Here is a 20,522-nt window from a genome sequence, read left to right as displayed (position 1 = left end):
GCGGCCCGTCGCCCGGCTGGCGAGGGCGGTCCGGAGATCTCGCGGTTCCCGCTCAAGAGACGTACACGCATGCCAGGGTCTACAGACGACGCGGAGCCGCCCGCCACTCGCGATATCGCGGCGGGACGTATTGCCTTCTGCTGACTGGAAAGCATCAGCACTCCGATTGGGAAGTCTTTCGTCGCTCAATGGCTGGCCTACGTGCGCCCCTGTCAACGCTTCGGTGACACCCTCGCGAGTGCCCCCGCATGACTCGGGGTCGATGTGATTCGCTAGTTCTTCATCGTAAAGGACTTTCACCTTCTATCTCTTGACGGTCTCCCGTCGCACCCAGTCGATACCTTCGAGCAGCATCGACAGTTGCGCCTGGCTCAGGCACACCACGCCACCATCGGCACGTGGCCACACGAACCGACCGCGCTCCAGACGTTTCATCAGCAGACACATGCCGTCGCCGCTCCACCACAACACTTTGACCAGATCGCCACGCTTGCCGCGGAACACGAACACGTGGCCGCTGAACGGGTCTCGCTCCAGCACGGTCTGGACCTTCGCGGCCAAGCTATTGAAGCCCGAGCGCATGTCGGTCACGCCGGCGGCCAGCCAGATCTTCGTGTGGCTGGGTAGTCCGATCATGCTGTCGGTCCCGACGTGCCGCGCAACATACGGAGCACCAGCAACAGCGTGGCTTCATGCGGCGAGCCTTCGATGCGCACTCGGGTGTTGCCTACGCTGATCTCGATGGCGCCCGACGGAGCGGCACTGGCGACCGGCGCCGGGGCCGGTTGCTCGATCTCTTGCGCCGGTGCCTCCACGGTCACGGGCAGCAAGTCCACCGGATCGTATTCGCCGGCACGCAATGCTCGACGCCATTTGAACACCAGGTTCGGATTCACCCCATGCTCCATCGCCAGACGCGCCACCGATACGTCCGGCTCGCAGGCCAGCTTGGCCAGATGCCGTCGAAATTCGATCGGGTGATTCGGGATGCCTTTGCGTGAAGTTCTCTTCGGCGTATCTGTTGCCACTTTGGTCCCCACTACTTTGGTGGGGACTACTCTGGCAACTTCCTTTCACATCGTCGAGACGGTGCTGGGGACACGCTTACGGTGTTAGTCAAAAACACAGTCTTATGCCTACCCGTTATTGTAAGTTGGTGACTGTGTCCGGCGTTTCAGGGGGCTGCTCCACACACTTATGGCTACCTATCTCGAACTGAAGGCGCAAGCCGAAGCGCTGGCACAACAAGCGGAAGAAGCGAGGCTCGCAGAGCTGGACGCCATCATTTCCTCCATCCGTGAACAGATTGCCGAATACGAGATCACGCCTGAACAACTCTTCGGTCGACGTCGCGCCGTTGCATCGAGCCCTCGTGCCCCGATCGCGCCGAAGTATCGCGATCCGAAGACCGGTGCGACCTGGAGCGGGCGCGGCAAGGCTCCCCATTGGATTGCGAACGCGAAGAACCGCGAACGCTTTTTGATCGAACAGTAAGCCGATAGGCGGTTCGGCGCGATGTCTTCATCTTTACCCGACGGGACATACTGGGCGACATGTCGTGAGCGGACGATCTTTGCAGCGTCCGCAAACGGCCACGGCGACATATTTCCGCGCGCAGAGATGATCGTGAAAGACGGATGGGCTACGTTCACCCGTGACGGCGTCGAAGTGTGGAACTGCAGCGCGCGCTACGCCGCTGCGCACTTCGACGTTCAGTCCGCTTAGGAAGACCTGCCGATGAGCCAGCTTGTTCAGATTGCGCCTGGTGTCGTGTTCTCCGCCGATGTACTCGGGGCCGACTGGGCACGTAAGTATCAGCAGATCACCGAAATTGAAGTGCCAAACGGGCATGCGCAATCCGCAACTCGGCGGAACCGGCCCGCCAAGGAAACCGGTCAGGCGATCGACGAAGGCACTTCGAGCCAGATGTCGTTGTTGTAGGCGACGACCGGTCTGCCAACCTATGCCCGTCCGCCTCGCATAGAGAAGATCAAGCGGCGCATGTTCATTGTTCGGCCAGCCGTTCGAGCTCGTCGAATTCACCAAAGAAGTCCTGCTGCCCTGGCAACGGCGCCGGCGGCCGACGTGCTGCTCGCGGCCGCGGATGCCCCGCTCTCTTCAACGTGCGCGCAATCGCATTAAGCTGCGCCCAAATCTGATCTGCTTCGGCGCTCGACAAAGTGTCGGCCGCCACTTCGAGCGCACCAACGAGCCTCTCGAGCTTTTCGGATGCGCTGGCCAGCACGGGGCGCACTTGATCGCGCGCCTTGCTTTCCCGATAGGCTGCGAGCCATCGCTCAAGCAGCTTCCGCTCGTCGCGGGACAAAGCGTCAAGCAAACCAGTCGGGACAGGTTCATCGGCACGAAACGTACCGATGACACATTCGCGGGCCCGCGCCCTGATGGAAGGCCGCTTGGGGGGCTCGGCCCGAAGCAACTTGATGAGGCGCCCTTGTTCTCGAATGAGCATCGTTCGTCTCTGATTCCATGCGATCACACCAGAGCATAACAAAACAGTACGCCACGAGCGATTGAGCAACGGCTCATATCCTATCGCGTCATTGTCCGCCAACTACAATCTCACTGAGCTGAAACGCGCCGGTGCGTCGCGCATCCGGTTGAAAAGCTCACCTCCCGACCGCTTCATGTCGCCGCTTGCGGCGAGTCTCTTCGGTTGTCGTGATACTGATGAAATAACACCGAGCACACCAGTGGCCACGTCGAATCGTATTCGGTGTGGCGAGCCACCGATGGCCTCGGGCACATTCCCACTCAAGTCTGGTTGCGCTATTCACATAAGTCGCTGAGATACACTTCCCACCACGCTCAAGCGCAATGTTCTTCATCAGATCAAGCCCAAGCCTCGACGCGTCGCGGCTACACACAGGGCACCAATGCCCCCGTACAACTGCCGCAGGAGCAGCCTCCCAACGATGGCCGTACTCGCACTCCCATTCCAGCCGAGTCGCCGCGTTTCGGTATGTTTCAGACAAGCACCGGCCGCCGAGCTCCCTCGCCCGCTGGCGCATGCGCTCGATACCAAAGCGCATTGCCTCCCGCTGACACTCCGGGCACCAAGCACCACGAAAGATTCTCGCGCCTTGGGTTTCCCACTCGTGATCAGCACCACACCGAAATCTGTAGTAGGCCTTGCTGCCCTCGTAGACCTTCGAGAGACAAACCCCACCGTGGCTCTTCGCTCGTTCACGTAACCTTGGCAGGCCGTCCTTGTGACGATATGCGTGCACCTTCTCTCGGTCCGAACAAATGCGACACCATGCACCCCGCACGATCTCGGTACCGGAAGTCTCCCATTCGTGTCCAAGAGCACACCGGAAACGATAGCGCTCTGTCAGTTTCGTGTAGCCGGTCGACAAACACTTGCCACCTCTCGCTTTTGCAGCGCCTCGCATGCGCGTCATCCCATCCGGATCGGCCATGCGCCTCGAATGTTGCGCCCTCGCGCAGAGTACGCACCAAGAGCCTTTTCGCAGATTCTCGGCAGTCTTCTCGAAAACGTGCCCTGCCTTACATACAAACTGGAGTGGTAAGCCTCGGCCCGCGTACTGCTCCGAAAGACAGCGCCCGCCGGCCTGGCGCGCAAGTTGATGGATCTGACGAAGTACCTCGTCGACGCGACATGTCGGACACTGGACCATCGTATAGAACAGATAGGAGCCGCATCGGCTCGATTCGTGTCCCTTGCGACATCGAAATCGATACTGCGCGTGCCAGCCTTTCCATTCCGATTCCAGCAACTTCAGTCCGTATGGACGAAGAGCCTCTCGCATTCGCTTCAACTGATCGAGTGACAACGTTGCAGCTCCGCTAAATTCCTTTCGTTGGCGTACCCGCGCATAGAGGCCTAGAAGTCGACCACCCCGATGTATGATTCTCACACGTTACTCTCGTGAAATCGAGGCCACCCGGGCCATTCTCTGACCAGTCACCGGGAGTTGCGAAATCCTACTTCTCAGATTGCGAAATGACCTCTCCGAAATCGAACCCTTTTAATTCATTTTGCTCTACAAGCTCCCTAAAACGCTCGGATACAAATACTGTAGCAAGACTTTCTTTTAGGCGAAATATATCAGCCCCTTCAATGCGACTCTTCAGAAGAAATATTTTATTAAAAACCGTCGCCTGAGGGTAGACTTTGAATTTTGATGCATCCATATCGACGGCATTCTCGATCACCCGGGTTACATGAAATCCGAACATGTCTTTTATCGGGGCCTCGACCTGCAATATCTCCCCGCTGTCACGAAGTACCGGCGCCAACACATCAAGCGCCCTCTCACTAAACAGGAGAAACGGAGATAGCATCGTATGAACGTCGCTGGTCTTTTTTCTGCGCGAAGTACCCCACGTAAGCTTAACGGGGTCATAATCTTGGCCAAACCCTCGCCCACATAGAGCGGTTGCTCGTATAGCTACGCTCTTGTCATATGCGATTTCACCGTCATCATCGACTTGAACGAGAGGCTGAAATGCTTCATCCTGCCTCAAACCGTAAACGTTACTCACGCACCGCCCCACATCCAAATTCCATAAATACCGAGAATCCATCAGCTATTATGGCGCGGTGCAGCTCCTCGTGCATCCCGGCCCCACACGGCTCAAGAAAAAATGTCGGCGTGTTACTCTCAGCACCCACGACATCCAGACCGATACTATTTACCTTTCTGCGCGGAACCAAAGGGTGCCCCATTCCGTCCGGCTTGACAACGCCCAATCAGAAAAACGGGGCGAACGACGTTGTTAGACAACTGAGCGCTGCCATTTGTCGTTAAAATTAAGAAACTCTTTTTTCTTCACCATCCATTTACCCGCCTTTTCCTTCATCGTGAATCGGGATATCGTCAACATTCCCAATGTCTGGCGAATGGTGAAAACCACCTCTCCGTCTGTCGATTCGGCGCTATCTTCAACATCAGTTTCAGGATCGTATGTCGGCGGATCCGAACAACCCAAGTCAATCAAACGACCTTGGTTTGTTTTTTCTTGGAACACCCATTTCTCCAAAATAGCAGAAAGATCCTTCCGTGCACGGTCATCAATACCAGAAACATCTCCGCCACTTTTCAGAGCGCTATGTTTTTTCTTGTAAAAATCCTTTTCCCACCGATTCATTTCCAATGTGAATGATCGCAATGCCGTTCGCGCTTGTTCAAAATCGTCATTCATCGCCTTCAACCCTTAATCATTGAAAATACCGCCCTAGTGCGAGATCTCAGCGACGATGACATCCATATTTTAGCCAGGCCAGTCGTCGACCGCGACGAACTGCATTTGCTGTGTTCCGGCGACGATCATATTCAGAAATGCCGAGAATCCATCGGCTACATTGTAGAGGTTGCCACATTCTGACACCTCTGCAATATCCGGCTTCGCTGTGTCATCCGCATGCAGATGCGTTCTATCCCAATATAGGACCTTTTCAACGTTATCGAATCGCGCCAGCGCGTAGTAATTACCCCCTGGATCATCTCCAATAACAAAGAAATCGTTTAGAAAATCGACCTCACCTCTGACACGTTCGTTTTGCTCGATTAAATCAAAATTCTCGTTACTCGTTCCGACGCCAAAAAGCGAAGCAAATGAAATTATTCCATTATCGACACCGGGAAAATCAAAATCGAGATAGTCGGCGCCACCAATGAATATGCCGTTCCACTTCTTCAAAAAATCCTTGTAATCCGCCGGAAGAACGAATCCGAGTTCCGCCTCCAATTTACCGAGGAGCGGCTGTGCAGGTTTTGCTCCATACAGAACTGGCACCTTACCTCCTTAACACGACGATTGATTCTTCAAATTAGAGACACCACCCCTATGGGTGAACTCACTGTGAATATCCTTCGGAATTTCCTGCATCGTTACCATGTTCTCGTGGTGGTGCCAAGTATTTTTTGTGTAGTCGGCGGGGCTTCCTGCCTTCGCATCCGCCAATCCAAAGTCCCCTGCTGGCGCCCTACTGTGATTTCCTTTCAGCCCCTCAACGTCTACAGATCTGACCTCATACGGCTTGAAATCAGGATAACCATTTGGATAACGGACAACCGTACCTTTTGCATTGGTATATACCCACGTCCCCGACTCCACCTCGACGTGAACGGTACCACCTTTTTCAAGCCATTTCGTCACATCCGGAGAGTTCAACGGCTTCTCCCCAAACCAGCCCCACGGATCGATCCATCCGGTAGGATTGGGGGCATACGCATACAAATTGTCGCCACCTAGCAGCCCGATCGGATCGTGGTTAATGAACCGGCCTACATCAGGGTCGTAGAACCTGAAAGTATTATAGTGAAGGCCCGTGCTTTCATCGGCATATTGTCCGGCATAGCGGAGCGGCTGATCCGTGCGTGCCGAAGTCAGTTCTCGACTGTTCGGCTTGACCTTGCCCCACGCCGTATATTGCCCCGCCCACGCTAGTTCTCCAGCTTCGTCTGTAACTTCCAATGGGGCGCCCACCAGGTCCGTATGGAAGTGGTATATCCGCGACGCCAGCTTCGCCGTGTCGATCGCTGCCGCCGCCAGTGCGTTCGCGATAACCGCATCAACGCGTGCCGCTGGAGAGTACGACGCATCTGGACTGTATATGTAACTGCTCACGCCAGTCTCGCGCACCTCTTGCGCGAGCCGTAGCCCCTCCCATACGAACCGCTTCGTCTCGCTGCGCAGTTTTACGCCACGCAGGTCGTAACTGGTATCCGTCTTCGCAATCCGCCTCCCGATCGGGTCGTATTCGAACCGAGATTCGACCGTGCCACGCGCGTCGTGCGTTCGGACTGCGATCAGTCGGTTCTGCCCGTCGTAGGTGAACCGCTGCGTCTGGTTCGCTCCGCGCAGCTTCGTCGTCAGATTGCCGAACGGATCGTACTCGAAACGGAGATCTTGCCACATGAGCAGGCGATTGCCTTCGACGTACCCCCGGCTGCTGCGCTGCGCATCGTCAAGCAGGTTGCCGGCGCCGTCCCACGCGAATTCTTCAACTTGCCGATCCATCGTGTTAACCCGCCGGGTCAACTGCCCGGCAGGATCGTAGTTGTACTGCGTACTGCCACGGAGGCCGTCGCTCATCTCGATGAGCTCGCCAGCGGCGTCGTACCCGTAATTCCGCCACAAGTGCCCGCGCCCACGACCCAGCGCTTCGGGTTGGAATCCTGCCGACTGCCAGACTTTCCGACCAAGCGGATCGTATGCGGAACGCTGAGTCAACCGCCCCTGTGTGCGCATCACTTCACGATGCAAATCGTCACGCTCGAAGTCACTCACCACCTGATCGCCACAGCGGATCTGGTGAACGTGGCCTGAACCATACCGCAGGATCTGCAAGGTCTGGGCGTGCGGCAGCGCTAGCGTTGTCACGTTGTCGAGCGCATCGAGCACATATTCGACTGTGCCGTTCACGCCGTGCTCGGCCATAAGGCGACCCGCTTTGTCGTATTCGAAGCTCACGACGTCAGGAGTGATGCCAAGCGCAATACCGGCTGGAGTTGGCGTACGCTCAACCTTCACCGTCCGGTCGCCCTTGTCGCGCTCAAAGCGGGTTACCTCGGTCGGCGTATGCTGGACCTTCAGATTGCCCATCCGGTCGCGCTCAAAGCGAATAGTGCGAATCGGGCGGTTCGCATTAGCGCCATTGACCGGGGCCCCTACGATGTCAAGCGTGAGCAATTCGCCAGCGTCCCCGTACCCGAACCGCCGTTCCACGCCGTCCGGTCGCGTCTCGGTCAAGAGCCGACCGCCGGCACTGTACGTGAACGCATAGCATGCGCGGTCCTGCAGTAGCTCTCGAAGCCGCCCGTCGGCATCGTACCGATAACGGGTTCGGCGCCCTGCTGGATCGCTTATCTCGACGACTTGGCCACGCGCATTGCGCAGCGACTGTCGGACCCTTCCGCCGAGGCCAACGTGCCGAACCATAAGCCCGGCTGCATCGTATTCGAAGGTCTCCGAACTTCCGTCGGGATAGGTAATGCGGAGCGGCTCGCCGGTCGGACGCACATGGTACGTGATGCGCTGACCAAGCGCGTTCTCACGCATAACCGGCAGACCGAACGGATCAAAAGTGGTTCGCGTCGCTTTGCCGGAACAGTCAGTGCGCGCGACGAGCTCACCGAGCCTATTCCACTCCAGAGTCTTACGCCCCCCCAGTGCATCAATGTGCGCGAGCGGGAGCGAGGTCAGCCCTTTCGGATACTCGTAGCGGTTTTCGCGGCCAAGCGGATCCTGACTCACCAGCAGCCGACCCTGCGGATCGTATTCTGCACGCCAGGCACCACCGTCAGGCCCGACAATCTCCACGGGCCGCATGCTGTTGCCGTCATAGCGAGTGCGTGTCGTGCGGCCGAGCGGATCAGTCTCGGCGACGATCCGGCCCGCGTCGTCGTACTCGAACTCGGCCGTGCGCTCACCGGGCAGCATCAGCATCACCGGCATGCCGGCGTCGTTGTACTTGATCCGGTAGAGTCCCTCGTCGAAGTCGGTGTACTCGACAATCTGAAACTGTGCGTCGAAGCGCCAGTGCGCGGTGCGACCATCGGCGTGCCGGACGCGCGTCTGCCGGCCGTCGACGTCGTATTCGAACGACCAGTCCTCGCCCTCGCTGGTGCGCGTTGCGACGACCCGCGGCTGCCCTTCGATCGTCGACCACACATAACTGGACGTGAAACCCAGTGCGTTCACATGACTCGCCATCAGGCCGTTGGTATATACGAACTGGCGCACGACCGCGCCATTTGCATCCGTCACCGACGCCAACTGGCCGTTCTGATCGTATCCATAAGCGACGGCCAGCCGGCGCTCATCGCCATGAACGAGCGTGACCGCGCCAAGCCGCCCGTGTTCCTGCTCGTAATCGAGAACGGCATTCAATCCGCCGCACGTCAGAATCTCGGTGACGCGGCCGCGGCTATCGCGCTCGAACTGGCACCACTGCCCAGCCTGATCCTCGATGCGGCGCACCCATGCGATGCGGCCGGAGTCCGGATCGTATCGGCCGAAGTCGTAATACGTCTCACCGATGTCATGCAGGATGTAGCGGCCGTCGGGCGTACAGGTCAGATACCGTTGCTCCGCTTCGCTGAAGGCGGCTTGCCCGGCACGCAGCAACGGAAATCCGCTCTCGCGCCCTTGCGCGTCGGTGTACCAAAGCCGCCCGTCGCGGGCATGCAGACGAAGCTCCCACGGCGCTACCCAGCCACGGCCAAGCGTCCCCGCATAGTCGATGCTGCTCGAATAGAACCGCTTGATCGCGACCGGCATCGGGCTCGGGATCACGAAGTCCGTTTCCGATTCGGCCAACAAGATCTTTCTTCCGGTCGTGACGTCGACCGGGTTGCCGAACATCCCGCCGAGCGCCTTGTTGATCGCCGGCCCCGCAACGTACCGCCCGAAAGCCTCCCCGAGCACGTACCCGCCGATGAACTTCGCAGCGCACGGCAGGACCGCACGCGACAGGCCGCCAGCCTGCTTCAACAACCCACCCAAGCCGCCGACCAGACCCGCCAGCACGAATGCCCATTCCGTCGCCGTTCGCAGCCACGGCGGCACTTCGTCGTCGACCGGCAGGTATGTCTGCGTGCCGCCGTGAAAGAACGTGTCGTGAGAACCGTCGCCGATCGTCGCGCCGCAGGTGATCTTGTCGTCCTTCCGCGCCGCGGGCCGCCCGTTGATGAAGATGTTCGTCGATCCTTGCGCGACAAGCGGAATGGGATTGTGCTTGCTGCATGCCACGCCGCTCAACGTCGCATAGGCCGCCGACAAGGAATTGACGTAGACGTCCGGCGAACCTGTAATGATGTTGCCGGATTGCGAGCTGAACATCTTCCCGATCGACTCCCCTATTGATAGGAGAGCCTGCGCTCCGATACCGGCCATCATGCCGGCCAGCAACGCCACGCCGAATCCGCATGTGAACGTGGCGAACGCCACTGCGGCGATCAGGGCGATGCCCAGCACGGCTCCGACCAGAAAGCCCGCAAGTGCGCTGGTGTGATCGATCGGATCAGTGACTCGTGCGGCTTCGTACACGATGATTGTCCTTTGCTGTTGTTATGCCGACTCTTGTTCTGCCGGACGGTAGCCGTCGAGCCAGTTGCGCCACAATGCGTCGAGCGTTTCGCCGAAGCTCTTCGCGCTCGACGCGGTAAAGATCAGCACGCGTCCCGGGGCAACGATGAATGCGCCTTGCCGTTGAAAAACGGTCTTCGGGCCGTTCCGATAGGCAGCATCGATGCGCTCCCCCGGCATTCCATCAGTTTCAGGCCCGAGCCGTTCAGCCTGACGCGAAAGCACCCGGTGTCCCTGCAATCGCGATTTGAGCAGCGCGATCTGACGATCGATATACGGCGCAAGGGTCTCTCCGTCCTTCAGCCAGTCGCGTGCGACACTGAGGTTCGGCTGCGCGGCTGTATCGGCCGGCACGAACAGGTTGGTCGTGCGATCCTCGAAACCGTTCGGCAGAACGATGCTGCCCTCGTGAATCCGGATACGGTTTTCGGAATCCGTCATGCTGGTTCTCTCGTCATGTGTAGTTGTTGGAATGAGTGGAAATCAGCGCGCACTCGCGCCACCACTCATTTTCCTTGCAGCGCGACGGCGCTTTCCCGACGCAAGCGCAAGCTGCCGGCGAGCAATACGACATGCGCGACGAGCCACGCGTAAAACGCAACGCCGTAGCCGGATATCGGCGTCGCAGCTGCTTCGTTGAAGTACCACTTCGTCGTGAACAGTGAGCAGAGCGCACACGCGAGCGCAGCGGCCGAAAACTGGCTCGCGCGGGTATGTCGGCTCCGAGCGAGCTGGACGGCCGCAACCACGTAGAGCGGATTGGCCAGCCATGCTGGATTGAGCATGAACAGTCCCAACCAGCCCTGGGCGAGAACCGACAGCCCGCTGAGCGACGCCTCCTTTTCGAAATGCATCGCCGGCAAAGTCAGCGAGAGCAGGTACAGCGCCCCGGATACGCCGAGGACCATCTCTCGCCTGACACCCGGCGTCGAATCAAAAGCGTTCATCATTTCGCGAATCCATTAGACGTCGCTTCAATCATCACGCGTGCGTTCAATCCGTCTGGCCGGCCGGCGTCACAACCTTCTCGCCGCGCGCGCGCATCGCCGCGCGTTGCGCCTTCGGATCGAGCGGCGGCCACGGCGCGCCGGCCGTTACGATCTTTCGGCGGATATCTTCGATGCGCGTACGCGCCGCGGAATCCGCAGTCGTATGGTTCTTCAACTCGTTCTGCAGCACCCACCCGTACGACACGCCGAGCTGGCTGGCAATCTTCGGATCCGCGCCGTGCGAGAGCAGGTAGTCGACGACGTCCCACTGCTGAATCATCGTCGCCTCGAAGAGTGCGGTCTTTCCGAGCGAATCGCGGGCATTCACGTTCGCCTTGTGCTCAATCAGCAGCTTCAGCTGGGGCAGCAGCCGGTTCTCTGCAACTGCAAAAATCATCGGCGTGTCGCCGTTGTATTGCCAGTTGGGATCGAGCCCACTGTTCAACAACACGCGCAGGAGGTTGGGCGTATCGGCCCGCAATGCGACATCGACTACCGATCCGCCGCTGGCACCGACCGGCGCCTTGGGATCTGCGCCGTTCTTCACGAGCACCGAAATGATCTGGTAGCGCGGATTGGACGCGTCGTTCTTGACAGGGACGATTTCCTGCACGGCATACGACAGCAGCGTCGTATTCTTCGCGCCCGGCGCATTCAGATCGGTCTTAGGCGCAAGCTGCTGAACGCGAGTGAGATCGCCGTCATGAATGGCCTGAGCCAACGTGAGTTGCTGCCCCGAAAAGAAATCTTCCGGTGCGTAACGCTTGAAGCCAGTCATGTTCGTCCCTTGGGCTTGAGTAGGCCACCAGAGCGGCGAGGACACTCCAACGAGTGCGGCAATCGCGCCGGCGGTTATCGCTTTTTTGTATCGCATCAGTGAGATGAATTCAGTTGGGAGACCAAGTCGAGCTGATCCTTCGCGACCTGCTGGTTGATCCCGTTCGTCACGTCACCCATCAGGTGACGGCCGACCGTGGTCACGCTCTCACCATCGAGCGTGACGGGGCTACCAACCGCCTTGGGCATCAGCGCCGCCGTACCATCGCTGATCGGCCCGAGCCGGCCTTCCTGCAGGCCGGTCAGGATATCGCCGTCGACGCGGTAGGCCGTGATGTTGGCCGGCTGGGCGGTCCCGCCGTATTGTGCGACGGTCTCCGGATTGAGGCCGGCAGCATTGAAGGTCACCGCCGAACCGCCGCTGGCCTCGGCTGCAGCAGACGCCAAGCCACCGCCGAGCGAATGCCCGGTGAAATCGACGCCGGCCGACGCGCCCGTGGTCTCGATGTTCTTGCCGATCGTGACCGCATTGCGGTAATACGGCGCATCGGCACCGAGCCCTTGCGCCATGTTGTTGCTCATGTCTTCGCCGAAGAGCTGCTGCGTCCCCTTGAACGCGACCGTCGGCTTCATGCTGTCGCCGAAAACATTCGGATCCGGGATATACATCTGCGACCCGAAGTTGCTACCGCTTTTCTCGAAGTCGCTCGGCTTGAGCCCGAACGCCTTCAACGCCTCCGGATCGTTCGTCGCCATCTTCCACCCGGTCGGCGGCGGATCGTTCGGGTGATACACGTGATCCGCGAGCTTCGCCAGTTGCTGCGCCTTCAACGAGCTCGCCAGTTTGGCCGCCGCCGCGCGCGTCGCCGGATCGGGGCTCGCCAGCCCCTTCGCGATCGTCGCCTGCTCTGCCGCCCATTCGAGCGCAAGCGCCTGTTCCGCGGATTGCGCACTGCCGCGATTCAGATGGATGACCGGCCCGTCGAGATAGATGCCGTTCGCGTTGATGACGATCGTTGACGGACCGAAGGTCAGCTTGATGCTGTCCGGCGTCATCGTCACGACGCCATCGCCGACACGATGCTCGATGCCGTCGCTCGCCTGATGGCTTTGCATGCCGGGCCCGGCCTTGCTTGCGATGGCCTTCGTATTGATCACGTTCGCCGTGGTGTCGCGCGTCAGCGCGATGGTTTCCTTCAATCCGCCCTGCGCGATCTGCTTCGTCTCGCTGCCCTTGAGCAGCGACACCGTGCGCCCGCCGGCTTCGACCGTATGCGTTTCCGAATCCTTGATAACCGTGTTCATGTCTTTCTGCGCGTGCAGAAAGACCTCTTGCGCGCCGTTCACATCGGAGAACCGCAGTTCGTTCGAGCCGGCGCCCTTGTGCGTCTGGCTCTTGATCCCCATGGTCTGCCCGGCAGCCCCGTGATAAGGATTGCCCTGCTCGCCGTTGTAGACGCGGCCCACAATGACCGGATTGTCGGGGTCCCCTTGATTAAACGCGACCAAGACCTCCTGATTGATCCGTGGGATGGCGGCCGCCCCCCACCCGTCGCCCGCCCAAGGTTGGGACACGCGGATCCACATCGAATCCGAGCCGTCCAACTTGCCGCGGCGATCCCACAGGAAGTGCACCTTCACGGCACTGCCGTTCGTGTGAATTTCTTCGCCCTTTGGGCCGACCACGATTGCCGACTGCGTGCCGTGAATGACGGGCTTCGGCGTATTTCTGGGCGAACGATACGGAAACTTCTTTGGAAGCAGAGAAAATGTATTGCGGTACGGCAGTTTGGCGTTGTGTTCCGTGTAATCGTTCACGGCCTCGTGACGAACGTGCAGGACTGCGTATTCCTGATTGTTGGCCATCACTGGATGGTTGGTCACCGTCACGCTGCCTGCAGCGCTCATCCGCCACGCATAGCCGCTGCCCGTATACCGATGTGCGCTCGCTTCTTCTGCTTGCATCGCAATGCGTGCGTAACGGTCACCGTCATCGCCGTGGTCGAACAACGACTGATGTTCGAAACGCTCTGTCGTTTCGAGCCCCGCATGCCGGAGATTCTCCGGCTCGGCCTGCGCCAGCATCAGCGGCGACGACGGATTCTGGTGATTGAAGTCGCGAAAGGCGATCTTGCCGACGCCAAAACGCCGGCCTTCATGCAACTGGTCGATACCGTTGTCTTCACTCGCCGCGCTGGCGTTATACGGCAAGTTGGCCAGCCCGTCGATCGGGCGGAAAACGAAATTCGTATCGCCGATGACAAGGAAGTGCTTTTCCTTCTCGAAGCGGTGCGTCCAGATCAGGCCTTCCTGCTCCATCAGACGCGCACAGAAGTTGTAATAAGACTCCTGGTACATCACGATGTATTCGAGCGGCTTCTGCGCGGTCCGGATGTCGAACTCGAAATCGGTGAACCCGTGATCCTGGAAAATCTCGGTGAGGATGTCCTGAGCGGTCTTGTTCTGGAAAATCCGGCAGTCGGTCGAGCGCGTCAAAAACCAGAACCACGGCGCCACCGTCATTTGATATTGCGTCACCTTGCCCGGGTTACCCGCCCGGTCGAACGACGTGACGTAGCCGTCGAAGTAACGGATGCTGTCTGCCCCGCCTGACGAGACGATGCGCTCAAGTGTGGACTGCCGCGCGCTCTGGTCGAATCGAATCTTGATCGGTTGCCCGATCAGCTGATCAGGCACCAGGTCATGCTGGTGTGACAGCAAATCGAGGTGAATCTCCGGCAACCGATTGACATGTTCGTCGATGACCGCGGTGCTGACCAGCAGCACGTCCGGACCAAGCGGCGAGTCGATGGTCACGTATCGATTTAGCTGAGTCAGCCGAGCAACGCCACCGGCCGCATTGTTGAGCGCGTCCGCAATCGCGGCCGGCGTTTTGTTCATCAGCGAGAAGCCGGTCTGCGCAAGCTGAACCGCGCGTTGCACGGTGTCGATATGACTTGCGACGCCGGCGAGCGGGCCAATCTGTCCTGCCACCGTGGATGCGACCGGCCCGGCAAGGCCGCCAAGCGCGCTCAGCGAGCCCAACAGATTTCCGCCGGAACCGGCCGGAATACCGCCATTCGGGGCGAAACTCATTTGAATTCCCTTTATTTTCGTCTCAGGTTCTGTCCCCAATTGGCTCACCAGCTTGAGGCCCCGCTACTGTAGGACAAAACGTTTGCAAGCGAAAGATACCTGAAATTCCTTTGCAATTTCCCTGCTGGCACCCTCTTCCGTCACCAGTCAAATAAGCGGTTGGGAACCGGCGCAGGGTTCGCCGCGTCGCAGTACCACACCGGTCTCTGCCGAGATCAACACGATTTGCACAAAGCTGGTGACTGGAACGTACGGGGAAAATAGTCGATCCATCACGCGCCCCAGTCCGGCGAGACTGAATTGGACGAAACGCTGCTCGTCGATCACGAGCCGGACCTCCAATCCTTGGACGAACGCTGAAGCGGGCTTGCCCGGCATCCAGCGCCGCATCCGTTCAGTCGAGAGGGACACGAGCGCGTCGAATCGCCGGCCGGCATCGGGCGCAAACATGCCGAAGCGGGCGCACAGCCGCTTGAGCTCATCGAGGCCTTCGGCGTTTAGCCGCGCTGCCTGCGGAACCAGCCACGACAGCAATTCCCACAGGTCGCCGCGGCGAAGAATCGGCGCGGGACTTGCACTGGGCTGAGCCAATAACTCGATCTCGTCACCCGAGTCCCCATCGCGCACGGCCAACTGGCGCTCGCGCATGTCCGCCAGGTTGCCATTTGTGCAAGACAGCACGATGTCGAGCTGGCGCTGCGCGGCCGGATCAACGGGCTCGCCGCGAGCGTTCACCAGCGCGAGTTCCAAGCCACGCAATCCGTCTGCGCGCGCTCCAGTTGCCTGTCCGCGCAGCGCTTCCTGTCCCGGCTTGCCGGGCTCGGAAGGCGGCTTCGGCGCGCGCCGGGCTTCGTCCCGCAAAACAACCCAATACGGGCCTGGCGCTGCGCCAAGCGCGTGCTGCAAGGATTCGAAGGGCGGCAGAAGCGCGGCGCCCTGGGCGGTCGTTATACGGACCTGATCAACTGACCAGATCTCGGTCGTGGCCGCGGTCTTCAGCGAAAACGGTTTCAGCGCATAGTACGCTTGCCCAGCCTTCGTTTCGATTGGCTCCGCATTGCTCGAGAACAAGTTGACTACTGGTGTGCAAAACAACCGGAGATTGTCGGCCGACGCTGCAATCAGTCGTTGGGCGCAACGTGAGTCAGGGTGGACGCCGGCAAGGGCCAAATGCAACGTGATACGGCGCGCACCGCCCGCCAACCGTTTCAACCGCGCCAAATCCAGATCGAGGTTGTCAAATCGAGCGGGAAACGCGCCGTACTCCCTCAACAAATGAAACGGAGCAGTCGTGTTGTCGCGAGGCGGCGGAAGCAGCGCGTCGGCATCGTCGAAACCTGCGGCCGCCAGCGGCATGTCCACCCGACGCCAGCGCCCGTTGCCGTCCAGTTCAACGAAGGCCCGCGTGGCGTGCATCAGCACGCCGTCGGCGAGCGCAGCCACCACCTCCCTCTCCCCCGCCAAATGCAACCGCACCGTATCTGGAGCGATGGAGAACTGGGCTGACGGTGCCGTGAGCTCAAGGGTGAAAGACAAAATCCCCGTAGTGTCGGCCGGCAGTGTGGTTTGCATCGGCGCGACGGTCGACGTCGCGTAACGTACACCGGAGACGGTCAACGGCACCAACGTGACGTCGGCGGCGGTGCGGAACACCAGGCGGCTATTCGGCGCCACCAGTTGCGTGCCGCGTGGAACAATCCGCGGCTCGGTCTGCTTGCTGTCTCGATCCACGCGGAATTGGGCCATCGCACAAGATGGAAACGGCCGCAGGAACGCTCCGTGGATTGTGTTAATCAACGCGTGCGTAAACTCCGGCACCTCATCTTCGAGTCGGATGTCGTGCCGAGCGCACATCAACGCGAACGATTGCAGCAGCCGTTCGACATGTGGGTCATCCGAGTGCTCACCTGACATTGCAAGGCGAGCTGCGATTTTGGGGTAAAGCTCGGCGAATGCGCGCGTCGAGCGGCGCAGCAGACCCAACTCACGCTCAAAATGCGGTAGAAGATCCTCGGGTTCGATGGCCATACGCGTTTCAGACGGTCACGCCGATCTGTCAATCAGTACCGTGCTCATGGGTAGACGCAGCGATTCTAACCGGGCGTCGCGCACGCTTATCTCGAATTCTATCGAGTCGGGAGCGAAGCAATCATAGTGTTTGAATACGCAAGCCATGGAGCATGCCGTGAAGCGAGGGCCGCCACTATGGCCCTCGTGACAGCCCTCTGGGCTTCGGGAGGTTCGGTTGCCCATCGCCAAGCGAGCAAAAGCGATGAGCACGCTCTCGAAACTTCTCGGCATCGTAGCAGAGCACGTTCGTTCGTCGAGACCGTTTAACGATTGTTCACCGATTGCCAGCGATGCGCTCAATATCGCCCGTCCGCGGGCACCGATCTCGAGAACGGTTTCCACCTCGACACAACTCTCCAGTTAGCCAAACGATCGCCGCAGCGCGTACGTCCCTGTTCCTCGCGCCTCCGACGGCCGACACTTTCGGCCAACGACTCGGTACGCAGAATATGCGCCGGACCGCAGCAGAAATGGTGTGCGCTTGCAGAACGACGCTCGCTCGCCTATACCGTACTCGATGCGGCACCGGAGGCCATCGTGATCGTCCCTTTTTTGATGCCACGCTTATTCTGTACGGCCTTCGAGTTGGCCGGCGCAATCTACGATGGCGAGGTGTTGGTCGATGCTCGCCGGGTTTCGAAAATTCGCAGGATGCTGATTTCGTTCTACGGTGCAGATCCTGGCCCTTACGAGCTTGCTCTCGCGACCGTCGCGACCGACGTGTTCTCGGACGAAAACACGCGGGCCTGTTTCCTCGAACGAGTCGATGCGTTCGACCGACTGCTCGGGAATAAAGGTTTAATTGAGGCGTGGGGAAAAACCGGCTGGGTGCGCCGCAATGCGATCGATGCAGATCGATTCGCTCCTGCTCGATTTGTTGTCGAGGCCGCAGCCATCTGCGCGTTGGACACGCGTCGCCGCGTATTCGACCTGCAGGATTTCCATCAAGCGGCGTACAAGCGAGCTGCTGCTAGGGGTGTCGAATTTTGGTAACCACCTAGCAACATGCGAGTGCGCTTTCGCATGTGAATCGTTAGGTGGCGCTGTTCCCCGCATGTTCCGACACACGCTTGCGATCACGGCTCCGTTTCCCCTGCGCTTTTTTAACAGCGGCTTTGCCAGTCGCAGCACGGACTTGCCAAAGCTCGCACGCCGAATTTACGGAGTCGTCGGGCCTCCCGCCAAAGCACCACGTCCCGCTGGGAAACCGTGCAACCGTCCAGAGTTTTTCGTTCATCGTCGTTTCCTAGTGGGACTGATTGAGAATTTCGAAGTCGAAATTCGGGTACGACATCCGCGTAGTCGTCATCGCGCGGCGCGCGCAAGCGCACGCACGCACGCTGCGCGACTACTTGGCCGCGCCGATGAGCTTGAGAAAACGCTTGCTGCACTGCTTGATGTGCTCGATCGACTGATGATCTCTCGGCGCATGAGGAACAGCCCAGTACTTCGATTCGTTCCATCCGTGCTCCCGTGTCTTGCCGGCCACGGTCTTCTGCGTCACGAAGCCCCAGAACCACAGATCATCCCATACCAGTAGTTCCCGATCGCGATACCCGAGGTCACGGTGGAAAAACCGCCCGACGTTCGATGCGGAGATTGCTTTCCCCCAATTGAGGTGCGGCGCGAGCGCCTCAAAGATCGTCAAGATCACCGCGTCGACCGGCAAGCGCAATTGGTCCCCCTCAAGGACACGCGTGTCGCGCCAGAACTTCGCGCGCAGGTTCGACGTCGATTCGATATACGCCAGGTTACGCACGAACAGCGCCGCCGTCTTCGTGCCCCAGCCCGGCTGCAAGGCAAGACCGTCGACCAGGCCCACGCTGCCCCCGACTGTAATGTGCTGGCGGAAGGCGGCGAAGTTTTCGGACGCGCCCCGATCCCTTATCTCGCGGAAAAACTGACAGATCGGGTCAAGCCTCGGTCTAGACTGGGTTTGCAATACGCGGTGCATCAACAACAACGCACGATCGTCGACGGTCGCCGGCGACAGCGACTCGCCGAGGAAGCCTTGTTGGATCGCTGCGTTGACGTGGTGGTGTTCGACCAAAAACGCATAGAGTTCCCTGATCGGCTTCGGCCGTGCTGTCATCGTGATTCCCCGTTCGTTGTGTGTATTTGAAGGCTCGCGTTTGGATCCGTAGAACCAAATAGACTTGTCACCGTTTGCGAAGCAACGTTGTCACTTCGCCAGTCGACGTCGACCAATCGTGCGGTCGTGATAGGAAATTTTATATTGCTCTACGGGGAGTCTTCGCGCCGACCCAGTCCGGCAGCTACGGGCGTCGCATGCCGTCGAGCGGCCGCGCAGCGCAATTGTGACTCCGCGCCCATTCTGGGTACAGGACATCGGCCGCGAATACAACAGCCGGAGCGATCTGAATCATCCGTATCAGCGGCAGGTTGAACGGGCACAGTGGCGCCCTAGCAGCGGCATCACCTGTCCCCCTTAATCAAAAATACTATCCCAAAGGGCGCTCGCAACACCGACGGCAAGACCGACACCAGCGGCCATTGCCACTACCGGAACACTCAACGGGACGGACATGATCCCCGCAGCGGCAGCACCTAGACCACCCGCAGCGGTAAAGCCGCTGGTAATCGCAGTGGCAGCGACCGGGGCCGACGAACTGAAGGCGGTGCTCACTGTGGGGGTCAGTGACGCGGCGGCCTTGACGGTGGTCGCCGCATTTGCCGCAGTCGACGCTTTGCTTCCCGCCCTTACCATCTGTGCGGCGACCCGGACCGTCGGGCCCATGGTCTTTTTCGTCGCCCATGTCTGGTACCATCGGTTCATCACCGCGGCGGCGGTCGCTCGCCCCGCGGTGCGAACCTTTCGGTTGACCTGTTCGCTGGTATGCTTGTCCTCGATGCACCACATCACGAAGTGCTCGCAGTTGTTGAACACGAGGTTGTACTCATCCTCCCCGATGCGTGCCCTCGCCCGCCCAACGCTGGCGCTACGGTTGTGCAAGCGGTTCGGGTGATCGACGAATCGGACTTTTCGGCCCTTCGCGAACGTCGATAGCAGGACCTCCTCGATCACCCCCGTCTCGAAGATCCCATCTTTCCCCGAATACTGAATTACCGTGTTGGACCCGGAGGCCAGCCCGTGATGCTCGTAGCCAGGGCGCTGCACCCACAAGTGGTCCCCGGCGCGAACCATGCGTTCGTCGCTCATGATGATCTTCCCGCCTGATCGTGTTGTTCGATTCCCGCTCTACGGCAGATCGTTGCTCAACTTTACAGTACCTCGGAAGCGCGCGGTGCAGCTGGCACACCAGCTGAGGCACGCCAAATCCGACAGACACTTTCGAGCTCGCCGGGCAAATTGGTCTGTCGCTGTAGGAGTTCACAATCAATGCTAGCCGTGCCCAAAGGAGTGCTAGCAATGTTCACTAATACTGCTAGCGTAATGTTTTGCTTATCTAAAAGTCGACGCCCATCTTCCACAACAGCACGACCCGCTTCCGTGAGTCTCGTCCGTCTGCCGCTGCGATCGAACAGCTCGAC

19 protein-coding genes are annotated in these 20,522 nt (G+C 59.5%); 4 read left to right on the top strand and 15 right to left on the bottom strand.

What is annotated here, in order from left to right; all coding sequences use genetic code 11:
* Window positions 1–303 precede the first annotated feature (303 nt).
* Both tnpB and tnpA read right to left on the bottom strand, forming a co-directional pair.
* Window positions 304–636: an IS66 family insertion sequence element accessory protein TnpB gene (tnpB, locus tag DTA15_RS32800; protein ID WP_006482416.1), complete on the bottom strand. Its 333-nt coding sequence runs from the start codon at window positions 634–636 to the stop codon at window positions 304–306.
* On the bottom strand, window positions 633–1,040 hold the full coding sequence (gene tnpA, locus DTA15_RS32795; protein WP_012493797.1) for an IS66-like element accessory protein TnpA: 408 nt from the start codon (window positions 1,038–1,040) through the stop codon (window positions 633–635). Before tnpA ends, tnpB begins: the two co-directional genes overlap by 4 nt.
* Before the next feature lie 157 nt (window positions 1,041–1,197).
* On the opposite strand from tnpA, the gene DTA15_RS32790 reads away from it, so the two are divergent.
* Genes DTA15_RS32790 through DTA15_RS32780 form a run of 3 tightly spaced genes read left to right on the top strand, consistent with a single transcriptional unit; the run spans window position 1,198 to window position 1,941 of the window.
* The gene (locus DTA15_RS32790; protein WP_006482413.1) at window positions 1,198–1,494 is read left to right on the top strand and encodes an H-NS histone family protein; all 297 of its coding nucleotides are present in this window, start codon (window positions 1,198–1,200) and stop codon (window positions 1,492–1,494) included.
* Window positions 1,495–1,515: 21 nt separating this feature from the next.
* On the top strand, window positions 1,516–1,725 hold the full coding sequence (locus DTA15_RS39275) for a hypothetical protein (protein ID WP_012493798.1): 210 nt from the start codon (window positions 1,516–1,518) through the stop codon (window positions 1,723–1,725).
* A gap of 12 nt (window positions 1,726–1,737) precedes the next feature.
* On the top strand, window positions 1,738–1,941 hold the full coding sequence (locus DTA15_RS32780; protein WP_006482384.1) for a hypothetical protein: 204 nt from the start codon (window positions 1,738–1,740) through the stop codon (window positions 1,939–1,941).
* 64 nt (window positions 1,942–2,005) lie between these two features.
* Here DTA15_RS32780 and DTA15_RS39270 read toward each other — a convergent pair whose 3' ends face one another.
* The 11 genes from DTA15_RS39270 to tssF form a co-directional block, all read right to left on the bottom strand.
* Window positions 2,006–2,470, bottom strand: a complete 465-nt coding sequence (locus tag DTA15_RS39270; protein ID WP_012493799.1) for a hypothetical protein — start codon at window positions 2,468–2,470, stop codon at window positions 2,006–2,008.
* A gap of 1,496 nt (window positions 2,471–3,966) precedes the next feature.
* On the bottom strand, window positions 3,967–4,527 hold the full coding sequence (locus tag DTA15_RS32765; RefSeq protein WP_034178652.1) for an imm11 family protein: 561 nt from the start codon (window positions 4,525–4,527) through the stop codon (window positions 3,967–3,969).
* Window positions 4,520–4,711 carry a hypothetical protein gene (locus tag DTA15_RS39535; protein ID WP_489752844.1) on the bottom strand — a complete coding sequence of 64 codons (192 nt, stop codon included), beginning with the start codon at window positions 4,709–4,711 and terminating at the stop codon, window positions 4,520–4,522. Before DTA15_RS39535 ends, DTA15_RS32765 begins: the two co-directional genes overlap by 8 nt.
* Window positions 4,712–4,761: 50 nt before the next feature.
* On the bottom strand, window positions 4,762–5,187 hold the full coding sequence (locus DTA15_RS32760) for an NTF2 fold immunity protein (RefSeq protein ID WP_012493802.1): 426 nt from the start codon (window positions 5,185–5,187) through the stop codon (window positions 4,762–4,764).
* A gap of 69 nt (window positions 5,188–5,256) precedes the next feature.
* The gene (locus DTA15_RS32755; protein WP_012493803.1) at window positions 5,257–5,781 is read right to left on the bottom strand and encodes an SMI1/KNR4 family protein; all 525 of its coding nucleotides are present in this window, start codon (window positions 5,779–5,781) and stop codon (window positions 5,257–5,259) included.
* A 9-nt stretch (window positions 5,782–5,790) separates the two neighbouring features.
* The gene (locus DTA15_RS32750; RefSeq protein ID WP_006482389.1) at window positions 5,791–10,038 is read right to left on the bottom strand and encodes an RHS repeat-associated core domain-containing protein; all 4,248 of its coding nucleotides are present in this window, start codon (window positions 10,036–10,038) and stop codon (window positions 5,791–5,793) included.
* A 21-nt stretch (window positions 10,039–10,059) separates the two neighbouring features.
* Window positions 10,060–10,518: a DUF1795 domain-containing protein gene (locus tag DTA15_RS32745; RefSeq protein WP_006482386.1), complete on the bottom strand. Its 459-nt coding sequence runs from the start codon at window positions 10,516–10,518 to the stop codon at window positions 10,060–10,062.
* 65 nt (window positions 10,519–10,583) lie between these two features.
* On the bottom strand, window positions 10,584–11,027 hold the full coding sequence (locus DTA15_RS32740) for a hypothetical protein (protein ID WP_012493804.1): 444 nt from the start codon (window positions 11,025–11,027) through the stop codon (window positions 10,584–10,586).
* 43 nt (window positions 11,028–11,070) lie between these two features.
* Entirely contained in the window at window positions 11,071–11,940 is an 870-nt protein-coding gene (locus tag DTA15_RS32735; protein WP_012493805.1) for an ankyrin repeat domain-containing protein, read from the bottom strand.
* Complete coding sequence (locus tag DTA15_RS32730; RefSeq protein WP_006493008.1) at window positions 11,940–14,939, bottom strand: type VI secretion system Vgr family protein; 3,000 nt, start codon at window positions 14,937–14,939, stop codon at window positions 11,940–11,942. The genes DTA15_RS32735 and DTA15_RS32730 overlap by 1 nt, the downstream gene beginning before the upstream one ends.
* 147 nt (window positions 14,940–15,086) lie before the next feature.
* Window positions 15,087–16,967 carry a type VI secretion system baseplate subunit TssF gene (gene tssF, locus DTA15_RS32725; protein WP_006482408.1) on the bottom strand — a complete coding sequence of 627 codons (1,881 nt, stop codon included), beginning with the start codon at window positions 16,965–16,967 and terminating at the stop codon, window positions 15,087–15,089.
* A gap of 579 nt (window positions 16,968–17,546) precedes the next feature.
* On the opposite strand from tssF, the gene DTA15_RS32720 reads away from it, so the two are divergent.
* Window positions 17,547–18,002, top strand: coding sequence for a hypothetical protein (locus DTA15_RS32720; RefSeq protein WP_006482406.1), 456 nt, complete (start codon window positions 17,547–17,549; stop codon window positions 18,000–18,002).
* Window positions 18,003–18,357: 355 nt separating this feature from the next.
* Here DTA15_RS32720 and DTA15_RS32715 read toward each other — a convergent pair whose 3' ends face one another.
* Window positions 18,358–19,101 carry a hypothetical protein gene (locus tag DTA15_RS32715; RefSeq protein WP_006493005.1) on the bottom strand — a complete coding sequence of 248 codons (744 nt, stop codon included), beginning with the start codon at window positions 19,099–19,101 and terminating at the stop codon, window positions 18,358–18,360.
* A gap of 357 nt (window positions 19,102–19,458) precedes the next feature.
* Entirely contained in the window at window positions 19,459–20,190 is a 732-nt protein-coding gene (locus DTA15_RS32710) for a lecithin retinol acyltransferase family protein (protein ID WP_006482388.1), read from the bottom strand.
* Window positions 20,191–20,522 lie beyond the last annotated feature (332 nt).

It is taken from the genome of Burkholderia cenocepacia (assembly GCF_900446215.1).
GTDB classification, from domain to species: Bacteria; Pseudomonadota; Gammaproteobacteria; order Burkholderiales; family Burkholderiaceae; genus Burkholderia; species Burkholderia cenocepacia.
This window is presented reverse-complemented; position numbering and strand designations above follow the sequence as displayed.

Excerpts from the sequence above, each read along its gene's own strand:
- DTA15_RS32730 (WP_006493008.1), bottom strand. The coding sequence starts at position 14,939 with ATGAGTTTCGCCCCGAATGGCGGTATTCCGGCCGGTTCCGGCGGAAAT.
- DTA15_RS32760 (WP_012493802.1), bottom strand. The coding sequence starts at position 5,187 with ATGAATGACGATTTTGAACAAGCGCGAACGGCATTGCGATCATTCACA.
- DTA15_RS32790 (WP_006482413.1), top strand. The coding sequence starts at position 1,198 with ATGGCTACCTATCTCGAACTGAAGGCGCAAGCCGAAGCGCTGGCACAA.
- DTA15_RS39275 (WP_012493798.1), top strand. The coding sequence starts at position 1,516 with ATGTCTTCATCTTTACCCGACGGGACATACTGGGCGACATGTCGTGAG.
- DTA15_RS32710 (WP_006482388.1), bottom strand. The coding sequence starts at position 20,190 with ATGAGCGACGAACGCATGGTTCGCGCCGGGGACCACTTGTGGGTGCAG.
- DTA15_RS32780 (WP_006482384.1), top strand. The coding sequence starts at position 1,738 with ATGAGCCAGCTTGTTCAGATTGCGCCTGGTGTCGTGTTCTCCGCCGAT.
- tnpB (WP_006482416.1), bottom strand. The coding sequence starts at position 636 with ATGATCGGACTACCCAGCCACACGAAGATCTGGCTGGCCGCCGGCGTG.
- DTA15_RS32740 (WP_012493804.1), bottom strand. The coding sequence starts at position 11,027 with ATGATGAACGCTTTTGATTCGACGCCGGGTGTCAGGCGAGAGATGGTC.
- tssF (WP_006482408.1), bottom strand. The coding sequence starts at position 16,967 with ATGGCCATCGAACCCGAGGATCTTCTACCGCATTTTGAGCGTGAGTTG.
- DTA15_RS32715 (WP_006493005.1), bottom strand. The coding sequence starts at position 19,101 with ATGACAGCACGGCCGAAGCCGATCAGGGAACTCTATGCGTTTTTGGTC.
- DTA15_RS39270 (WP_012493799.1), bottom strand. The coding sequence starts at position 2,470 with ATGCTCATTCGAGAACAAGGGCGCCTCATCAAGTTGCTTCGGGCCGAG.
- DTA15_RS39535 (WP_489752844.1), bottom strand. The coding sequence starts at position 4,711 with ATGGGGCACCCTTTGGTTCCGCGCAGAAAGGTAAATAGTATCGGTCTG.
- DTA15_RS32745 (WP_006482386.1), bottom strand. The coding sequence starts at position 10,518 with ATGACGGATTCCGAAAACCGTATCCGGATTCACGAGGGCAGCATCGTT.
- DTA15_RS32735 (WP_012493805.1), bottom strand. The coding sequence starts at position 11,940 with ATGCGATACAAAAAAGCGATAACCGCCGGCGCGATTGCCGCACTCGTT.